Source organism: Paracoccus sp. MC1854, assembly GCF_014164635.1.
Classification (GTDB): domain Bacteria; phylum Pseudomonadota; class Alphaproteobacteria; order Rhodobacterales; family Rhodobacteraceae; genus Paracoccus.
This window is the reverse complement of the sequence record NZ_JACJFU010000007.1, coordinates 1-17,890: the sequence shown is the minus strand read 5'-3', so window position 1 is coordinate 17,890 and position 17,890 is coordinate 1. Positions and strand designations below refer to the sequence as shown.

At 68.7% G+C, this 17,890-nt stretch carries 16 protein-coding genes; 13 read left to right on the top strand and 3 right to left on the bottom strand.

The window, feature by feature from the left end; all coding sequences use genetic code 11:
- Positions 1-72 precede the first annotated feature (72 nt).
- From H5395_RS07775 to H5395_RS07745, 7 genes are all read left to right on the top strand, one after another.
- A complete protein-coding gene (locus tag H5395_RS07775; RefSeq protein WP_255440562.1) occupies positions 73-2,004 on the top strand; it encodes a TRAP transporter large permease subunit in 1,932 nt (643 codons plus the stop codon).
- A 27-nt stretch (positions 2,005-2,031) separates the two neighbouring features.
- Positions 2,032-3,048, top strand: a complete 1,017-nt coding sequence (locus tag H5395_RS07770) for a TRAP transporter substrate-binding protein (protein WP_182792008.1) — start codon at positions 2,032-2,034, stop codon at positions 3,046-3,048.
- A 1-nt stretch (position 3,049) separates the two neighbouring features.
- Positions 3,050-3,901 (top strand): IclR family transcriptional regulator, encoded by an 852-nt coding sequence (locus H5395_RS07765; protein WP_182792007.1) that lies wholly within the window; start codon positions 3,050-3,052, stop codon positions 3,899-3,901.
- 3 nt (positions 3,902-3,904) lie between these two features.
- Positions 3,905-5,074 (top strand): acetyl-CoA acetyltransferase, encoded by a 1,170-nt coding sequence (locus H5395_RS07760; RefSeq protein WP_182792006.1) that lies wholly within the window; start codon positions 3,905-3,907, stop codon positions 5,072-5,074.
- Positions 5,071-6,684: an acyl-CoA synthetase gene (locus tag H5395_RS07755; protein WP_182792005.1), complete on the top strand. Its 1,614-nt coding sequence runs from the start codon at positions 5,071-5,073 to the stop codon at positions 6,682-6,684. Before H5395_RS07760 ends, H5395_RS07755 begins: the two co-directional genes overlap by 4 nt.
- A gap of 137 nt (positions 6,685-6,821) precedes the next feature.
- On the top strand, positions 6,822-7,646 hold the full coding sequence (locus H5395_RS07750) for a DUF296 domain-containing protein (protein WP_182792004.1): 825 nt from the start codon (positions 6,822-6,824) through the stop codon (positions 7,644-7,646).
- Positions 7,643-8,401 (top strand): SDR family NAD(P)-dependent oxidoreductase, encoded by a 759-nt coding sequence (locus tag H5395_RS07745; protein ID WP_182792003.1) that lies wholly within the window; start codon positions 7,643-7,645, stop codon positions 8,399-8,401. The genes H5395_RS07750 and H5395_RS07745 overlap by 4 nt, the downstream gene beginning before the upstream one ends.
- A gap of 167 nt (positions 8,402-8,568) precedes the next feature.
- Here H5395_RS07745 and H5395_RS07740 read toward each other — a convergent pair whose 3' ends face one another.
- Both H5395_RS07740 and H5395_RS07735 read right to left on the bottom strand, forming a co-directional pair.
- Positions 8,569-8,961 carry a TRAP transporter large permease subunit gene (locus H5395_RS07740; RefSeq protein WP_182792002.1) on the bottom strand — a complete coding sequence of 131 codons (393 nt, stop codon included), beginning with the start codon at positions 8,959-8,961 and terminating at the stop codon, positions 8,569-8,571.
- 94 nt (positions 8,962-9,055) lie between these two features.
- Complete coding sequence (locus H5395_RS07735; RefSeq protein WP_220494901.1) at positions 9,056-9,733, bottom strand: hypothetical protein; 678 nt, start codon at positions 9,731-9,733, stop codon at positions 9,056-9,058.
- 539 nt (positions 9,734-10,272) lie between these two features.
- Here H5395_RS07735 and H5395_RS07730 point away from each other — a divergent pair.
- From H5395_RS07730 to H5395_RS07720, 3 genes are all read left to right on the top strand, one after another.
- The gene (locus tag H5395_RS07730; RefSeq protein WP_182792001.1) at positions 10,273-11,040 is read left to right on the top strand and encodes a histidine phosphatase family protein; all 768 of its coding nucleotides are present in this window, start codon (positions 10,273-10,275) and stop codon (positions 11,038-11,040) included.
- Complete coding sequence (locus H5395_RS07725) at positions 11,037-11,915, top strand: NAD(P)H-hydrate dehydratase (RefSeq protein ID WP_182792000.1); 879 nt, start codon at positions 11,037-11,039, stop codon at positions 11,913-11,915. The genes H5395_RS07730 and H5395_RS07725 overlap by 4 nt, the downstream gene beginning before the upstream one ends.
- Before the next feature lie 591 nt (positions 11,916-12,506).
- A complete protein-coding gene (locus tag H5395_RS07720; RefSeq protein WP_182791999.1) occupies positions 12,507-14,027 on the top strand; it encodes an aldehyde dehydrogenase (NADP(+)) in 1,521 nt (506 codons plus the stop codon).
- A 55-nt stretch (positions 14,028-14,082) separates the two neighbouring features.
- Here H5395_RS07720 and H5395_RS07715 read toward each other — a convergent pair whose 3' ends face one another.
- Positions 14,083-14,880: a peptidoglycan-binding protein gene (locus H5395_RS07715; RefSeq protein WP_182791998.1), complete on the bottom strand. Its 798-nt coding sequence runs from the start codon at positions 14,878-14,880 to the stop codon at positions 14,083-14,085.
- Between the two features lie 262 nt (positions 14,881-15,142).
- On the opposite strand from H5395_RS07715, the gene H5395_RS07710 reads away from it, so the two are divergent.
- The 3 genes from H5395_RS07710 to H5395_RS18835 all read left to right on the top strand — a co-directional run.
- Positions 15,143-16,342: an ABC transporter substrate-binding protein gene (locus H5395_RS07710; protein ID WP_182791997.1), complete on the top strand. Its 1,200-nt coding sequence runs from the start codon at positions 15,143-15,145 to the stop codon at positions 16,340-16,342.
- Positions 16,343-16,527: 185 nt separating this feature from the next.
- Positions 16,528-17,733 (top strand): ABC transporter substrate-binding protein, encoded by a 1,206-nt coding sequence (locus H5395_RS07705; RefSeq protein ID WP_182791996.1) that lies wholly within the window; start codon positions 16,528-16,530, stop codon positions 17,731-17,733.
- The coding region (locus tag H5395_RS18835) for an ATP-binding cassette domain-containing protein (protein WP_182791995.1) at positions 17,730-17,890 on the top strand (161 nt) is incomplete at its 3' end. The genes H5395_RS07705 and H5395_RS18835, both read left to right, overlap by 4 nt.

The following is a 17,890-nucleotide window of genomic DNA, read 5'->3' as shown; positions in this document are numbered from 1 at the left end:
GCGGACCTTTCACGATCGGACAGATTGCCGGTTGCGATGAAACCCAAGGGTCGTATTCATAGGCGCGCGCGAATGAAACGACAGGCGGCACTCCGCCATTCGGAACGCGGTCAGGACGGAGGAGACGGGATGGAGCTGGCCGAACAGCCCGGCGCCGAGGTGGCTCTTGGCGGCATCGAGACGTTGGCCGCGCCGAAGAAGGCCGAACCCTGGATGCGTCCGGTCGAGCTTGCCGCCGCCGCCCTTCTGGCGGTGATGATGGTCACGGTGCTGGCCAATGTCGTCTTCCGCTATGTCCTGCACCATCCGCTGATCTGGGGGGACGAACTCGCCTCGCTGGCCTTCATCTGGATGGCGATGCTGGGCGCGGCCATCGCCGTGGACCGGCACGAGCATCTGCGGCTGACCATCTTCCTGCCGATGATCCCCCGGCGCATCCGGTCCTGGGTCGAGGTCGCGGGGCTGGTCGTCACCTGCATCCTGCTGCTGCGGCTGCTGCCCGAGGCGGTCAGCTATGCCTATGAAGAATCCTTCGTCACCTCGCCCGCGCTGGGGCTGCCGATGTCGTGGCGGGCCTCGGCCCTGCCTGCGGGCATCGGGCTGATGGCGCTGCTGATGGTCCTTGCCACGGTCCGCACCCGGAACTGGGGCGCGATCACATCCTCGCTGCTGCTGGTCGGGGCCATCGTCGGGCTGCTGTGGGTCGCCCGGCCGAGCCTTGCCGCCATCGGCAACTGGAACCTGCCGATCTTCCTCGGGCTGGTCGTGGCGGCGCTGCTGGCGATCGGGGTGCCCATCGCCTTCTGCTTCGCCACGGGCACGCTCGCCTACCTGACATTCGCCAGCCATGCGCCGGTCTTCGTGATGATGGGCCGGATCGACGAAGGAATGTCCTCGCTGATTCTTTTGTCGGTGCCGATCTTCGTGCTGCTGGGCTGCATCCTCGATGAAACCGGGATGGGGCGGGCCATCGTGAACTTCCTCGCCTCGCTTCTGGGCCATGTGAAGGCGGGGATGAGCTATGTGCTGCTCGGCTCGATGTTCCTTGTTTCGGGGATTTCCGGGTCCAAGGTGTCGGACATGGCGACCGTCGCCCCGGCGCTGTTCCCGGAAATGCGCCGCCGCGGCCATTCGCCGGCCGAGATGACGGCGCTGCTGGCCACGGGTGCCGCGATGGCCGACACGGTGCCTCCGTCCATCGTGCTGATCGTGCTGGGGTCGGCCGCCGGAGTCTCGATCGCCGGGCTGTTCAAGGCGGGCTTCGTCATCGCCATGGTGCTGCTGCTGGTCCTCGCGCTGCTGGCCCGCTGGAAGGCGCGGGACGAGGACATGGCCGGCGTCCGCCGCGCCCGTCCCGGCATCATCGGCCGCACCCTGCTGATCGCGGCCCCGGCACTGGTGCTGCCCTTCCTGATCCGCAGCCTCGTCGGCGGCGGCATCGCCACCGCGACCGAGGTCTCGGCCATCGCGGTCGTCTATGCCTTCCTGATCGGCGTCGTCCTTTACGGCGGCATCCCGCGCCGCCGGATCGTGCCGATGCTGGTCGAAACCGTCGCCATGTCGGGGGCGATCCTGCTGATCCTCGGCACCGCCTCGGCCATGTCCTGGGCGCTGACGCAGTCGGGCTTTGCCCGTGACCTGACGGCGATGATGACCGACCTTCCGGGGGGTCCGGTGATCTTCATGCTTGCGTCCATCGTGATCTTCCTGATCCTCGGCTGCGTGCTGGAAGGGCTGCCCGCCATCGTTCTGCTGGCGCCGATCATGTTCCCGCTGGCCCGCACCTTGGGCGTGAACGACATTCATTATTCCATGGTGATCGTGACCGCGATGAACATCGGCCTGATGGCGCCGCCCATCGGCATCGGTTTCTACATCGCCTGCAAGATCGCCAATATCTCGCCCGACGCCGTGATGGGCCGCATCTGGCCTTACCTCGTCGCGCTGCTGGTGGGCCTTGGCGTCATCGCCGCCGTGCCCGCGATTTCCACCGCCTTCATCTGAAGCTGATCTCTGGGAGGAGACAAACCCGTGAAAACCAACCGCCGCACCCTGCTGATGGGGGCTGCAGCCCTCGGCCTTGCCGCGCCCTTCGTCCGGCCCGGTGCCGCTCGGGCTGCCGAGTTCACCTACAAGCTGGCCAACAACCAGCCGATGACCCACCCGACCAACGTCCGCGCGGCCGAGGCCGTGGCGAGGATCCTGGAGGAATCAAGCGGTCGCGTGGACATCCAGGTCTTCCCCTCGAACCAGCTTGGCGCGGACACCGACGTGCTGGGGCAGTTGCGCTCGGGCGGGGTCGAGTTCTTCCTGCTCTCGCCCCTGATCCTCTCCACCCTGATCCCGAACGCCGCCATCAGCGGCATCGGCTTTGCCTTCCCGAACTACGATGCCGTCTGGGCCGCCATGGACGGCGAGCTTGGCGCCTATGCCCGCGCCCAGATCGAGGCGGGCGGGCTGATCGTGCAGGAGAAGATCTGGGACAACGGCTTCCGCCAGACCACCTCCTCGCGCGGGCCGATCACGACGCCCGCCGATTTCGAGGGGATGAAGATCCGGGTGCCCGTCTCGCCGCTCTGGACCTCAATGTTCACGGCTTTCGGGGCGGCGCCGGCATCCATCAACTTCGCCGAAACCTATTCGGCGCTGCAGACGGGGATCGTGGACGGGCAGGAAAACCCGCTGGCGATCATCTCGACCTCGAAGCTGAACGAGGTGCAGGATTACTGTTCCATGACCAACCACATGTGGGACGGCTTCTGGATGCTGGGCAACCGCCGCGCCTGGTCCGCGCTGCCCGAGGACCTGCAGGCGATCGTGTCGAGGAACCTCAACGACGCGGGCATGGCGCAGCGGCAGGACGTGATGGCACTGAACCAGTCCTTGCGCGATGACCTGGAAGCCACGGGCATGACCTTCAACGACGTCGATCCCGCGCCCTTCGAGCAGAAGCTGCGCGAGGCCGGCTTCTACGCCGAATGGAAGGGCAAGTTCGGCGACGAGGCCTGGGCGATCCTGGAACGCTCAGTCGGAAGGCCGCTGGCCTGACATGGTGGCGCAGGCGCCACTTTCCGCAGCCTCCCCCGCCCTTCCGGGCGGGGCGCAGGCCGTGGACCGGGCGCTTGCGCTGCTGGCCGCCGTGGGCCGTGCCCCGTCTGAGGGCGCGCCCCTGTCGGAACTGGCGCAGGCGGCGGGGGTGGCCAAGCCCACCGCCCGGCGGCTGCTGATCTCGCTGATGGGCGCTGATCTGGTCGAACAGGACACGGGCACGCGGGCCTATCATCTGGGTGCGGGCGCGTTCCTTCTGGGCCTGCACGCGGGTCGGCGGCATAACATGACCGAACAGGCCGCCGACTGCGTGGCCCGCCTTGCGCGGGACAGCGGCGACAGCGCCTTTCTGCTGGTGGCGCAGGGCGACGAGGTCCTTTGCCTGATGCGCGAGGAAGGAGCCTATCCGATCCGCACCCATGCCCTGCTGGCGGGCGACCGGAATCCGGCGGGCGTGGGCGCGGGCGGGCTCGCCCTGCTGGCCGCCCTGCCGCCCGAGGAAGCGGTGGCCACACTGGACCGCATCGTCCCCGCGACCGCCGCCCGGATGGGCGAGGCCGCAAGGCATCTGCCCGCCGATGTGGCGCTGGCGCGGGAACGGGGCTTTGCGCTGAACCCCGGCCGGGTCGTGCCGGGAAGCTGGGGCGTGGCTGTCCCGGTCCTGTGGCCCGACGGTCGCCCTGCCGCCGCGCTGACCATCGCCGCCGTCGAGTCCCGCATGGGCGCGGCGCGGCAACCGGAACTCGTCCGCCTGCTGCGGACCGAGACCGCGCTGATCGAGGCGCGGCTGGCCCGCCCCCTCACCCCCGGCGCGACACCCGCGCCGCCACCACTACGCACCGCGAGAGGATAGACCATGACCGAGCCGCTGATCGTGGGCTGGGCCCATACCCGCTTCGGCAAGTCCGAGGCCCCCGACACCACCGCCCTGATGGCCGAGGTCGCGGGTCCCGCGCTCGCCCACGCAGGGGTGACGGCCGACCAACTCGACGGAATCTTCGTCGGCGTCTGGAACAACGGCTTCTCGCGGCAGGATTTTCAGGGCGCGCTGGTGGCGATGGGCACGCCGGAACTGGCGGGCGTGCCCTTCATGCGGACGGAAAACGCCTGCGCGACCGGCTCGGCCGCGCTTTATGCCGCCGCCGACTTCATCGCCTCTGGGCGGGGCCGGGTGGCGCTGGTGATCGGGGCCGAGAAGATGACCGCGACCCCGGTCTCGGAGGTCGGCGACATCCTGCTGGCCGCCAGCTACGTCCCCGAGGAGGCGGATGTCGAAGGCGGCTTCGCGGGCGTCTTCGGCCAGATCGCCAACACCTATTTCCAGCGCCATGGCGACCGGTCCGAGGAACTGGCGATGATCGCCGCCAAGAACCACGAGAATGGCACCGGCAACCCTTTTGCCCATATGCAGAAGGATTTTTCCGTCGAGTTCTGCAACACGCCGTCCGACAAGAACCCGCGCGTGGCAGGGCCGCTGCGGCGCACGGATTGCTCGCTGATCTCGGACGGCGCGGCGGCCATCGTGCTGGCGGATGTCGAGATGGCCGAGACCCTGTCCCGCGCCATCCGTTTCCGCGCGCGCGCGCAGGCGGGCGACGTGCTGGCGCTGTCCCGCCGCGATCCCATCGCCTTCGAGGGCGCGCACCGCGCATGGGCGGATGCGCTGGATCAGGCGGGGGTCGGCATCATGGACCTCGACCTCGTGGAAACCCACGACTGCTTCACCATCGCCGAGATGATCGAATACGAGGCGATGGGTCTCGCCGCGCCGGGCGAGGGCTGGAAGGTCGTGCGCAACGGCACCACTCGGATGGACGGCGCGCTGCCGGTGAACCCTTCGGGCGGGCTCAAGTCGCGCGGCCATCCCATCGGGGCCACGGGCGTTTCGCAGCACGTCATGGCCTGCCTGCAACTGACAGGGGAAGCGGGCGGGATGCAGGTGCCGGGCGCCAAGCTCGCCGGAGTCTTCAACATGGGGGGTGCGGCGGTCGCCAACTACTGCTCGATCCTCGAAAGGGTGAAATGAACGACGCGACCCTGCCCGGAGCCGCTGCGGCGACCGCCCTGCCGATGTCCACGCGGGTGATGAACCTCGCGGGCTTCCTCACCCAGTCCGCCCGCCGTCTGCCCGACGAGATCGCGCTGGTCATGGGCGAGCGCCGCTGGACCTGGGTCGAGTTCGAGGCCCGCACCGACGCGCTGGCCGCCGCGTTGCAGGACCGGCTGGGGCTGAAGAAAGGCGACCGCGTCCTTTGCCAGTCGCAGAACTGCCCCGAGATGATGCAGGCCATGTTCGCCGTCTGGCGCGCGGGCGGCGTCTGGGTGCCCGCGAACTTCCGCCAGACGCCCGACGAGGTGGCGTATCAGGTGCAGGCCTCGGGCGCGACCGGGCTGATCTGCAACGCCGCCTTTCCCGACCACGCGGCGGCCTGCGGCGATCTGGGCTTCAAGCTGACGATCGGCGGCGCGGCTTTCGGCACCTCGCTGGAGGCGCTGACCGAGGACTACATGGGCCAGCGCCCGCAGGTGGCGGTGGTGGACCGCGACGATCCCTGCTGGTTCTTCTTCACCTCGGGCACCACGGGGCGACCCAAGGCATCCGTCCTGACCCACGGGCAGATGGCTTTTGTCGTCACGAACCACCTTGCGGACCTGATGCCGGGGCTGACGCCCGCCGATGCCTCGCTGGTGGTGGCGCCGCTGTCGCATGGCGCGGGCGTCCACCAGTTGACGCAGGTCGCGCGCGGGGTGAAGACGGTGCTGATGCCGTCCGAGAGGTTCGACGTGGACACCGTCTGCGCGCTGATCGCGGAATGGCGCGTCTCGACCATCTTCACCGTGCCGACGATCCTCAAGCTGATCGTCGAGCATCCGGCGACGGCGCAGGCCGACCTCTCCTCGCTGCGCTATGTCATCTACGCGGGCGCGCCGATGTATCGCGAGGACCAGAAGCGCGCGCTGGAGGTGCTAGGCCCCGTGCTGGTCCAGTATTTCGGGCTGGGCGAGGTCACGGGCGCGATCACCGTCCTGCCGACGTATCTGCACAGCGCAACCGACGACGGCCTGACCGGCACCTGCGGCTTTGCCCGCACGGGAGTCGAGGTGCAGGTGCAGGACGACCATGGCAATGAACTCGCGCCCGGGGAGACCGGCGAGCTTTGCGTGATCGGCCCCGCCGTCTTTGCGGGCTACTGGAATAACCCCAAGGCTAACGCGGAATCCTTCCGAAACGGCTGGTTCCGAACCGGCGATCTGGGCCACATGGACGAGCGCGGGTTCTTCTACATCACCGGCCGGCAGTCGGACATGTTCATCTCGGGCGGCTCGAACGTCTATCCGCGTGAGGTCGAGGAGAAGATCCTGACGCACCCCGTCATCAGCGAGGTCGCCGTGCTGGGGATGCCCGACCCCCTCTGGGGCGAGGTCGGCTGGGCCGTCTGCGTCCCGCGCGAGGGGGCACAGGTCACGCCCGAGGAACTGGCCGCGCATCTGAACGGCAAGCTGTCCCGCTACAAGATGCCGCGTCGCTTTGTGATGTGGGAGGCGCTGCCGAAGTCGGCTTACGGCAAGATCACCAAGAAGATGATCCGCGAGGAACTGGAGCGGCAAGGGCTGACCGGGGAAGCATCGGCATGACGTCGGATGCTGCGACCGGGGCGCTGCCTCCCTCGGGCTCCACCTCTGACTCGCCGGAAACGGTCCACCGGATCGTTTCCCGGGCGCTCGCCAGTCCGGGAGATTTGGAACCGTCCGAAGAGACGAAGGACGCGCGCATGATCCATCCGGGGCCGCGCGCGGCCGAGCGGCTGCAGGCGGCAAAGACGCGGCTGGTGCCCGTCGCAGGAGTGCTGCAGGCGGGCGAGACGGTGATGGCCGGGGTCGCGCGGCTCTTTGCCAGGGCGGGTTGCCCGGGGGGCGTGGTCTTTCTTGAGGGCGTGAGTTGCGATCCGATGCGCTACGTGCTGCCTGCGCTATCCAGCGATGCCTCTCATGCGGCATGGTATTCGACCACCTTCGCACCGGAAGGTCGGGTGTGGATCGAGGCTGCAACGGCAAGCGTCGGCCGGCGCGACGGCGCGGCGTTTCTGCATTGTCACGGGCTGTGGACCACGTCTGAGGGCAAGGCGATGGGGCATCTGCTGCCCTTCGACAGCGTGGTGGCCGAGGAAACGGCAGTGACCGGCATCGGCGCGCGGGACGCATGGTTCGACTCGCGCCCCGATGCGGAAACGAACTTCACCTTGTTCCAGATTTCCGGCGGCCTGCCCGACGCCCCCGGCCTGATCGCCCGCATTGCGCCGGGCGAGGATGTCGTCACCGCCGTCGAAGGCCTTTGCGCCGGAGCAGGCTGGAGCGCGGCCCGTGTCCACGGCCTCGGCAGCATCGACCATATCCTGTTCCAGAACGGCACCCGCGTCGATTGCCTTGCAACCGAGCTGCGCTTTGCGGGCGCGCGGCTGGAAAACGGCCGCGCCCATCTGCCCATCGATGTCGTCGATATCGATGGCGCCATCTCTCACGGCGTCCTCGCGCGCGGGGCGAATCCCGTGGGCGTGACGCTGGAACTTCTGATCGAACCTTTCAAGGACAGACCATGACCACCAAAGTAGCCCTCGTCACCGGCGCCGCCCGCGGCATCGGCCTTGCCACGACCGAGCTTTTCCTCGAAGGCGGCTGGCAGGTCGCGATGGTGGACCGCGACGGGGACGAACTGGCCGCTGCCTCGGGCACGCTGCAGGGGGTTCATCCCATCGTGGCCGACGTGTCCATCCCCGAACAGGTCGAGCAGATGCGCGAGCAGGCGCTGTCGCACTTCGGCCGCATCGACGCGCTGGTGAACAACGCGGGCGTGGCGCTGTTCGCCCGCGCCGAGACGGTCAGCTTCGCGCAGTGGCGCGAGGTGATGGCCACGAACCTCGACGGCGTGTTCCTCTGCACCCAGGCGCTGACCCCGGCGCTGGCGGAGACGAAGGGCGCGATCGTCAATATCGCCTCGATCTCGGGGCTGCGGGCGTCCACGCTGCGGGTGGCCTATGGCACCTCGAAGGCCGCCGTCATCCACCTGACAAAGCAATATGCCGCCGAACTGGGCGAGATGGGCATCCGCGTGAACTGCATTGCCCCCGGTCCGGTCCGCACCAAGCTGGCGATGGCGGTCCATGCGCCCGAGATCATCGCTGCCTATTATGACGCGATCCCGCTGAACCGCTATGGCGAGGCGCGCGAAATCGCGGAAGGCATCGTCTTCTTATGCTCTGAGAACGCGAGCTTCGTCACCGGGCAGACGCTGGCCGTGGACGGCGGCTTCGATGCGACGGGCGTGGGCCTGCCGGCGCTGCGCCGGGCCGAGTGAAGCAGGGGGGCGGGGCGTCATGCAGCCCTGGGTCACCAGCCTCAGCGAGATTCCGGGGCCTCGACGATCAGCGCCAGCCGCAGCATGTCGGCGTCCCAGAAGGAAATATCCCCCGGAAAATCGTCGCCAGCGGCACGTCCCGCACCACCGAACCCAAAAAAAGACGTTCATCCCGGCCCCCGGGGGATGATGAGCCCAATTTCCATGGTCACGACAACGACGACCGCGAACCAGATCAGGGTCGCCTCCTGCGAGCCGAGCGCCTCGGTCCCGCAGTCCATGCCGGCGACGACCGGGAAGGACACCGGCACCCTCAGCAGCATTATCGACAGGTATTCCGGCACGCAGCCGAGCAGCAGGTAGATCACCACGATGCACAGCATCGCCGTCCAAGGCCCGCGGCCGGCGATCAGGGCCGACACTCCCTGCGTCACTCCGGCCACCGTCACGAATTCGCCGAAGATCTCGGCCCCGATGATAATGCTGAAGATCATGCCGGTGGCGATGGCGCGGTTGAACATGTGGCGCCCGACCACGTCGATGCCGGTCACGACCACCATCAGCCCGAGACCTGCCCCCGTCGCGGCCAGCAGCCGCCCACCGAGGCGGGCGGTGCGGGCATGATCGCGGCGCGGGGCGCCTCACCCGTCAGGCTCATTGGGCGGCGGCTGTCTGCGCGGGGTAGTCGGCCAGCGCCGCGCCCGCGTCATGCCCAGCGCCGATGCGCGCGATCCATTCGGATTCCAGCCGCCCGGCGATCTCGTCCACCCTGGCGGCGATGGGTCCGAGGCATCGTGGATCTCGATCCCGGCCAAGGTCATCCGATCGATCGTGGCGGCGTCGGCGGCGCTCCAGGCCTCGTCCTTGCGGCGGGCCAGCGCCTCGCCGGACCGCGCCTCGATGGCGGCGCGGTCTTCCTCGGAAATCGCGGCCCAGCGGTCCTCGTTCATTACCATGCCCCGGCACCCGCATGGCGTAGCGGACATGGTTGGTCAGGTTGAATGCGGTCACCGAATCGTAGCCGAAGGCGCCGCCGTCGATGACCCCACGCGACAGCTTCTCGTAGATAACGGGGGCCGGCATGAACAGGGGCGTCGCGCACAGAGCCTCCAGCAGGTCGCGGACATTGCCGACGGAGACGCTCAGCTTGAGGCCGGCGAAATCCGTGGGCGTCCCGATTCTGACCTTTCCGGTGTGGATCAGCCTTGGCCCATGCATCCACAGTCCCGGCAGATGCGTGACCGCATGTTCCGCATGGGGGTCGAGTTGGCCCGTATAGACCTGCCAGATTGCCACCGCGTCGTCGCCCATGCGGCTGAACGGCCCGACCATCGCCCCGGCGAAGCGGTCGCCCTCGGACGACGGGTTCTGGCCATGGGCGATGCCGTCGCGGCCAGGTCGAAATACGCCTGCGGGGTGCCGAGAGGCTTGCCCGGCACCACGATCCTGTCCCGGCCCCCGGTCGCCGCCTCGACATCCTTCGCCCAGGGCAGGATCGCGTTGACCCGCACCGGGTGGCCGGGCGGCAGCCACGAGGACATGGTCAGAGTCTCGGCCAGGGCGGGCGTCGCCATCAGCATCAGGGCGCAAGGGCGGAACGGAGGATGGCGGTCATGCCGCTCTCGATCACGATCCGGCGCACGGGAAGGGCGCGAGGAGGTCCGGGTTGCAGGGCGCCGGCTGGCCAGAGGGGCGCCGTCCGAAAGGCCGGGCCATTGGCGGGCATTGCGGTGCGGGCAAGGCCCGTCCCCCCGGACCGGCGGCCCGAGTGCCCCAGAGATCGACGGAAACACTCCGGCCTCCAAAGGGGCGATGCGGCAACCGGACAGCCCCGCCGCGTGTTGTCGCTGCAAACGGACGGGAGACGGATCATGACGCCAAGATGGCCCGAGCGGCTGTGGATCGTGCGGCACGGGGAAAGCGCGGGCAATGTCGCCCGGGACTTCGCCTATCAGCAGGGCATGGCCCGGATCGACCTGACCGGGCGCGACGTGGACGTGCCGCTCTCCGCCTTGGGCGAACAGCAAGCCCGCGCGCTCGGCCACTGGTTCTCGCAGGGGAAGGAAGACGGGCGGCCAAACGTGGTCCTGGCCTCGCCCTACCTGCGGGCGATGGAAACCGCCCGCATCTTCCGGGACGCTGGCGGCTGCCCGGCGGACACCCGCATCCATCTGGACGAGCGCCTGCGGGAAAAAGAATTCGGCATCCTCGACGGGCTGACCGGCAAGGGCATCCGCGCCGAGTTCCCCCAGCAGGCCGAGTTGCGGGCGATGATCGGCAAGTTCTACCACCGCCCCCCGGGGGGTGAAAGCTGGTGCGACGTGATCTTCCGCCTGCGGGCGCTGCTGGACACGGTGGCCCTGCACCACGGCGGCTGCCGGGTGATGATCGTGGCCCACCAGGTCGTCGTCCTCTGCCTGCGCTACGTCATCGAGGGGATGACGGAACAGCAGATCCTCGACATCGACCGGCAGGCGGATGTCGCCAACTGCTCGATCACCGAATACTGCTGGGAAGCGGGTGCCGAAGGCACCGATGGCGGGCTGAAACTGGTGCGCTACAACGTCACCGCCCCGATGGAGGCCGAGGACACCCCCGTCACCCGCGAACCCGACGCCATCGTGGGGAACCGGGGATGAGCGAGGCGTCCTCGATCCTCGACGCGGCCTGGCTGCGCCGCCATCCCCTGCCTGTCCACCCCGAGGACACCGACAAGAACAGCCGCGGCCGGGTAATGCTGGTCGGCGGCTCGCTGCGGGTGCCGGGCGGGCTGATCCTGACAGCGCTGGCGGCCTTCCGCGCGGGCGCGGGCAAGGTCCAGATGGGCCTGCCCGAGCCGCTGGCGATCCCCACCGGCATCGCCATGCCCGAGGCGGGCATCTTCGCCCTGCCCCATGACGAGGACGGCGAGATCGCCGATGCCGCACCGCTGGCCGAACGGCTGGACGGCTGCGGCTGCCTAGTGCTGGGTCCGGCGATGGCTTCGCCCTCGGCCGCGCTGGCAATGATGGACGCGCTGCTGCCTGCGGCGGACGCAGGGCCGGTGCTGATCGACGCCGCCTGCGTGGGGGCGGCCGCCGCGCGGCTGGCTCAGGTCGAGGTGCTGGCGGGCGGCGCGATCCTGACGCCCCATGTGGGCGAGATGGCGCAACTGACCGGGCTGGAAGCGGTCGAGATCGAGGCGCGGCGCGACGAGATCGCGGTGGAATGGTCCACCCGGTTGAAGGCGGTCATCGTGATGAAGGGCGCCACGACCCTGATCGCCAGCCCGGACGGAGAGGTCGCGGCCTATGGCGGGGGTGGCGTGGGGCTGGCCACGGGCGGCTCGGGCGACGTGCTGACCGGCATCATCGCCGGGCTCTGCGCCCGCGGCCTGCCTGCCTATGAGGCCGCCTGCTGGGGCGTCTGGCTGCATGGCGAGGCCGGGCGGCGGCTGGCCGAGCGTCTGGGTCCCATGGGCTTCATGGCCCGCGAACTGCCTGCCGAGGTGCCCAGCCTGATGCGCGGCATCTAGGCGGGATCATTGCCGGGGAATGCGGGCAAGGCGTCGGTGGCCTTCTTCGGCATCCGCACCATTCCCGCGGAACAGTCTTGAACACCTGCTTCGGCAGTCCCCTTCATGTTCCCTTCTGGCCCGGCCACCCCATCGGGCGACCCGCCCCTCGTCGCGGCCGACTTCGCTCCCGGCCCGTCCGGCACTGCAGGCAGAATGGCCTGCCTCCCGGAACAAACTTTGTGACCGTCGCCCCTGCAATCCCGAGCGATCGGTTCGCCCCGCCTCCAAGGCTTCTTTCTGGCCCAAATACCCATCTTCGGGCGACTCGCCACCATCTTGACCGAGTTTGCCTTAACCAACAGGCCCGCCGGATGCAGCCCTGCAAATGAAGCCTCCCGGCCAGCGAGGAACCCGATGTTGTCTGCCGGTCGAGAGCCGATGCAGGGCGGCCTCGTCTGCCGCTTCCTGCCGACCTCTGCCATCAAAGCCGCGCCTTCACTTCCCCTTGACCCTTGCAGCCAGGGCGCCGACGGGGGATGACCGGCCCATCTGCCGGCACAGGGCGCTCTCGCGCTGCATCTGCCGGCGCACCAGCGAAAGGATCAGGGAATGTCAGGCTTCACCCCTCACGGCAAGCATCTGGTCGCGGGCGAATGGGTCGGCGGAACGGAAACCTTCACGTCCAACCCCGCGCACGGTCCGGCGCATGAGTTCGCCGTCGGCACCCCCGAACTCGTCGCCCGCGCCTGCGAGGCGGCGGCCGGGGCCTTCGATGCCTATGCGGCGACCTCTCGCGAGGAGCGGGCGCGCTTCCTCGACGCCATCGCCGACGAGATCGAGGCCCGCGCCGAGGCCATCACCGAGATCGGCACCCAGGAATCCGGTCTGCCCGAGGCCCGCCTGCAAGGCGAGCGCGGGCGCACGACCGGCCAGTTGCGGCTGTTCGCGGATCACATCCGCAAGGGCGACTACCTCGACCGCCGCCATGACGCGGCCCTGCCCGACCGCAAGCCCGCGGCCCGGCCCGAACTGCGGATGATCCAGTTGCCCGTCGGCCCGGTCGCGGTCTTCGGCGCCTCGAACTTCCCGCTGGCCTTCTCGACCGCGGGCGGCGACACGGCGGCGGCGCTGGCGGCGGGCTGCCCGGTCGTGGTCAAGGGCCATTCCGCCCATCCCGGCACCGGCGAGATCGTGGCCGGGGCCGTGCTGGCCGCGATCGAGAAGACCGGGATGCCGAAGGGCGTCTTCTCCCTCATCCAGGGCGGCAACCGCAAGGTCGGCGAGGCGCTGGTGACGGACCCGCGCATCAAGGCCGTGGGCTTCACCGGCTCGCTGCAGGGCGGCCGCGCCCTGTTCGACCTCTGCGCCGCCCGTCCCGAGCCGATCCCCTTCTTCGGCGAACTCGGCTCGGTCAACCCGATGTTTGTCCTACCTGCAGCCGCCGCCGCACGCGGCGAGGAGATCGGGACGAATTGGGCAGGTTCCCTGACCATGGGCGCGGGCCAGTTCTGCACCAACCCCGGCATCGCCGTGATGCTGGACAGCCCTGATGCCGACCGCCTGATCGCCTCGGCCCGCGCCGCGCTTGAGCAGACAGCACCTCAAACCATGCTGACCCCCGGCATCGCACAGGCCTACCGCGAGGGCGTGGACCGCATGGGCAAGTCCAACGCGGTCAAGCCGGTGCTGACCACCGACAGCGCCGAGCGCAGCGCCTCGCCCAACCTCTACGAGACGACGGCGGACGCCTTCCTCGGCGAGAACGACCTGGCCGAGGAGGTCTTCGGGCCCCTCGGGCTGGTTGTCCGCGCAAGCTCGCCCGAGGACATGGAACGCATCGCCCGCGGCTTCCCCGGCCAGTTGACCGCGACGCTGCACACCGACCCCGAGGACGCAGACCTTGCCCGCCGCTTGCTGCCGATCCTCGCCCAGAAGGCCGGGCGGGTGCTGGCGAACGGCTACCCCACCGGGGTCGAGGTCGCCGACGCGATGGTCCACGGCGGGCCTTATCCCGCCTCGACCAACTTCGGCGCGACCTCGGTCGGCACACTCTCGATCCGCCGCTTCCTGCGGCCCGTCGCCTTCCAGAACCTGCCCGACTACCTGATCAGCGGCGATCTGGCAGGATGACGAGGCGCAGTCCCAATCACGAAGGCCGCCCCGGCAGGGCGGCCTTTTTTGTGGATCAGCGGGCAGTCAGCCGCTCGACCTGCGCGGCGGTCAGGTAGCCCGTGGCGGACAGGTCGTTCGCCCGCTGCCAGGCCGCGATGGCGTTGCGGGTGCCGCGCCCGAAGACGCCGTCCACGCCCCGCGTGTCGAAGCCGCGCCGCGTCAGCCCGGCCTGCACCTCGGCGCGTTGCTGGCGGCTGAGGCCCAGACCCGCCTCGTCCTGCGCCGGACCGCTGGCGGCGGCGCTGCCGCCCGTGCCCTCAGAGGCCGCTGGCGCCTGCCCGCGCAGGATCTCGCTGGCCTGCGCCTGGGTCAGAGTCCCGGTCTGGGTATAGTCGCGGTCGCGCTGCCACAGCGAGATGGCACGGCGGGTGCCGGGACCGAAATTGCCGTCGAGGCCATTGGTGTTGTAGCCCAGCGCATTCAGGCGGCGCTGCACCGCGACACGCTGATCTGCGGTCAGCGCAGCCCCGGCCACCTCGGCCTGGGTGCCTGTGGTCGTCCCCGAACCCGCCTGGGTGCCCGTTGTCACGCCCGAGCCCGCCTGATTGCTCAGGGGCGCCACTGCGCCGCCCAGACGCTGCACCCGCTCGCGCGCCTGCTGGGCATACATCCCGCTCGGGAACTGCCGCAGGTAGGACTGGTAGGCCGACAGCGTGTTCGCGCTCTGCGTCTGCGCGAATGCGGCACGGTCCTGTTCCTGCTGCAGATACTGGCGCGCGATCCCGCCCACGATCTCGCCCACGTCCTGCGCCTGCACGGGCGTGGCAAGCAGCGTGGCGGCAAGCGCCGCCGAAAGCATCGTCCTGACCATCGGGTGGCCCTTTCCTCATGTCCCGCAATCCGGGGCCGGCGCCCGCGGACCCTCATGCCCCCAAGGGGCGTCCGAAGGTATAGCGCCGCAAGGGTGCGCTGGTTCCGCGGATGGAATGGCGGGCCATCATGCGACGTTACGGCATCTCGGGCCATGCCCCATCGCGGCGCTTGTCAGGCACCTGCGCTTTGGTCAGTCTGCGCGGCGGAGGAAAGGGGCTGTGCCGCGATTGCGGCGCAAGACACCCACAGGGAGGAAATTGATGGCACGGTTTTTCACGTCGGTCGCGGTGGCGGCCCTTCTCGGCGCGCCCGCCTTCGCCGAGGTCTCGGATGGCAAGGTCAGGATCGGCATCCTGAACGACCAGTCGGGGGTTTATGCGGATTTCGGCGGCCTCGGCTCGGTCGAGGCCGCGCGCATGGCGGTCGAGGAGATGGGCGGCACCGTCCTGGGGGCGCCGATCGAGATCGTCAGCGCCGACCACCAGAACAAGGCCGACATCGCCAGCAACATCGCGCGGCAGTGGTACGACACCGAGCAGGTCGATTCGATCATGGAGCTGACCACCTCGTCTGTGGCGCTGGCCGTGCAGGCGCTGAGCGCCGAGAAGAAGAAGATCGACCTCGTGACCGGCGCGGCCACCGCCGACCTGACCGGCAAGGCGTGCTCTCCTTACGGCTTTCACTGGGCCTATGACACCCATGCGCTGGCCGTGGGCACCGGCGGCGCGCTGGTCGAGGATGGCGGCGACAGCTGGTTCTTCCTAACCGCCGACTATGCCTTTGGCTATTCGCTGGAAGAAAATACCGGCGCCATCGTCACCGAAAAGGGCGGCACCGTGGTGGGCTCGGTCCGGCATCCGCTGGCGGCGACCGACTTTTCCTCCTTCCTGCTGCAGGCGCAAAGCTCGGGCGCGAAGGTGGTGGGGCTGGCGAATGCCGGGATGGATACCCAGAACGCCATCAAGCAGGCGGCCGAGTTCGGGATCGTGCAGGGCGGCCAGCGCATGGCCGGGCTGCTGTTCACACTGGCCGAGGTCCACGGACTGGGGCTGGAAACCGCACAGGGGCTGACGTTGACCGAAAGCTTCTACTGGGACCGCACCGAGGCCAGCCGCGAGTTTTCCAACCGCTTCAAGGAACGCACCGGCAAGATGCCCAACATGATCCAGGCCGGCACCTATTCGGGCGTTCTGCATTACCTCAAGGCCATCGAGGCCGCGGGAACGGACGAAACCGAGGCCGTCGCCGCCAAGATGCGCGAACTGCCGGTCAGCGACGCTTTTGCCGAAAACGGGCGGGTCGGGCCGAACGGGCGGATGATCTCGGATGTCTACCTGATGGAAGTGAAGACCCCCGCCGAAAGCACGGGCGAGTGGGATTATTACGAGATCAAGGCGACGATTCCGGGCGAACAGGCCTATCTGGACCCGGCGCAGTCGGGCTGCCCGATGGTGCAGTAAGGACGGCCGCGGCAGAACCCCGCAGGCGCGCTTCCAGGACCTGTGCAAATGCAGAAAATGCCATCCAAAAGTCTTGCGAAGACAAAGGACTGCGGCAATCATCCGCAGTGGAACAGTGACCGGCGTCACGCAAGGCGCCGTCACCCCCGGACCCGCGTCCGGATAAGAATGACAGGGAGGACTACATGAAGTTTCTATACATCACCGCCGCCACGGCGGCGCTTGTGGCTGGCACGGCCACGGCGCAGGAACTCACCGACGGCAAGGTGAAGATCGGTATCCTGAACGACCAGTCCGGCCCCTATTCGGGCGTGGGCGGCGTCGGCTCGGTCGAGGCCGCGCGGATGGCGGTCGAGGATTTCGGCGGCACCGTGCTGGGCGCCCCGGTCGAGATCGTCGGCGCCGACCACCAGAACAAGGCCGATGTCGGCTCGTCCATCGCGCGCCAGTGGTTCGACACCGACCAGGTCGATGCGATCATGGACCTGACGACATCCTCGGTGGCACTGGCCGTCCAGGCAGTCGCGGCCGAGAAGAACAAGGTCACGATGATCACCGGCGGCGGCACGACCGAACTGACCGGCAAGGCCTGCACCCCCTACAGCTTCCACTGGGCCTATGACACCCATGCGCTGGCGGTGGGCACCGGCGGCGCGGTCGTGGCGCAGGGCGGAGACTCGTGGTTCTTCCTGACGGCCGACTATGCCTTCGGCTACTCGCTTGAGGAAAACACCACCAGGACCGTCGAGGCCGCGGGCGGCCAGGTGCTGGGCGCGGTCCGCCATCCGCTGAACTCGACCGACTACTCGGCCTTCCTGCTGCAGGCACAGGCATCCGGTTCCAAGGTAGTGGGTCTCGCCAGCGCCGGGACGGATACCCAGAACGCCATCAAGCAGGCGGCCGAATTCGGGCTGACCCAGGCAGGCCAGAACCTCGCCGGTCTGCTGCTGATGATCTCGGACGTTCACGGCCTGGGGCTGCAGGCGGCGCAGGGCCTGTATCTGACCGAAACCTTCTACTGGGACCGCGACGACGAATCGCGCGAGTTCGGGAACCGCTTCAAGGAACGGACCGGCGGGATGCCGACGATGGTCCATGCCGCCACCTACTCGACGGTGCTGTCCTATCTGAAGGCGGTCGAGGCTGCGGGCAGCGACGACAGCGCCAAGGTTTCCGAGCAGTTGAAGGGGATGACGATCAACGACGCCTTCGCCCGCAACGCCACCGTGGCCCCGAACGGCCGGCTGATGAACGATGTCTTCCTGATGCAGGTGAAGACGCCGGAAGAAAGCCAGGGCGAGTGGGACTATTACCACGTCCGGGCCACCATCCCCGGTGCGGAAGCCTACATGGACCCGGCCGAATCCGGCTGCCCGCTGGTCACCGGATGACAGAAGTCCTGAACGACGACGAACCGCGGGTGGTGCTTACCGCCCGCGGCCTCGGCAAGGACTTCTCGGGGTTCACGGCCGTCAACAACGTGAACCTCGACGTCCACCATGCCCGCATCCACGCGCTGATCGGCCCCAACGGGGCCGGCAAGACCAC

Bases quoted from the DNA above. Each gene is read 5' to 3' on its own strand.
- H5395_RS07775 (WP_255440562.1), top strand. From the start codon at position 73: ATGAAACGACAGGCGGCACTCCGCCATTCGGAACGCGGTCAGGACGGA.
- H5395_RS07765 (WP_182792007.1), top strand. From the start codon at position 3,050: ATGGTGGCGCAGGCGCCACTTTCCGCAGCCTCCCCCGCCCTTCCGGGC.
- H5395_RS07760 (WP_182792006.1), top strand. From the start codon at position 3,905: ATGACCGAGCCGCTGATCGTGGGCTGGGCCCATACCCGCTTCGGCAAG.
- H5395_RS07755 (WP_182792005.1), top strand. From the start codon at position 5,071: ATGAACGACGCGACCCTGCCCGGAGCCGCTGCGGCGACCGCCCTGCCG.
- H5395_RS07750 (WP_182792004.1), top strand. From the start codon at position 6,822: ATGATCCATCCGGGGCCGCGCGCGGCCGAGCGGCTGCAGGCGGCAAAG.
- H5395_RS07745 (WP_182792003.1), top strand. From the start codon at position 7,643: ATGACCACCAAAGTAGCCCTCGTCACCGGCGCCGCCCGCGGCATCGGC.
- H5395_RS07740 (WP_182792002.1), bottom strand. From the start codon at position 8,961: ATGGTGGTCGTGACCGGCATCGACGTGGTCGGGCGCCACATGTTCAAC.
- H5395_RS07735 (WP_220494901.1), bottom strand. From the start codon at position 9,733: ATGGTCGGGCCGTTCAGCCGCATGGGCGACGACGCGGTGGCAATCTGG.
- H5395_RS07730 (WP_182792001.1), top strand. From the start codon at position 10,273: ATGACGCCAAGATGGCCCGAGCGGCTGTGGATCGTGCGGCACGGGGAA.
- H5395_RS07725 (WP_182792000.1), top strand. From the start codon at position 11,037: ATGAGCGAGGCGTCCTCGATCCTCGACGCGGCCTGGCTGCGCCGCCAT.
- H5395_RS07720 (WP_182791999.1), top strand. From the start codon at position 12,507: ATGTCAGGCTTCACCCCTCACGGCAAGCATCTGGTCGCGGGCGAATGG.
- H5395_RS07715 (WP_182791998.1), bottom strand. From the start codon at position 14,880: ATGGTCAGGACGATGCTTTCGGCGGCGCTTGCCGCCACGCTGCTTGCC.
- H5395_RS07710 (WP_182791997.1), top strand. From the start codon at position 15,143: ATGGCACGGTTTTTCACGTCGGTCGCGGTGGCGGCCCTTCTCGGCGCG.
- H5395_RS07705 (WP_182791996.1), top strand. From the start codon at position 16,528: ATGAAGTTTCTATACATCACCGCCGCCACGGCGGCGCTTGTGGCTGGC.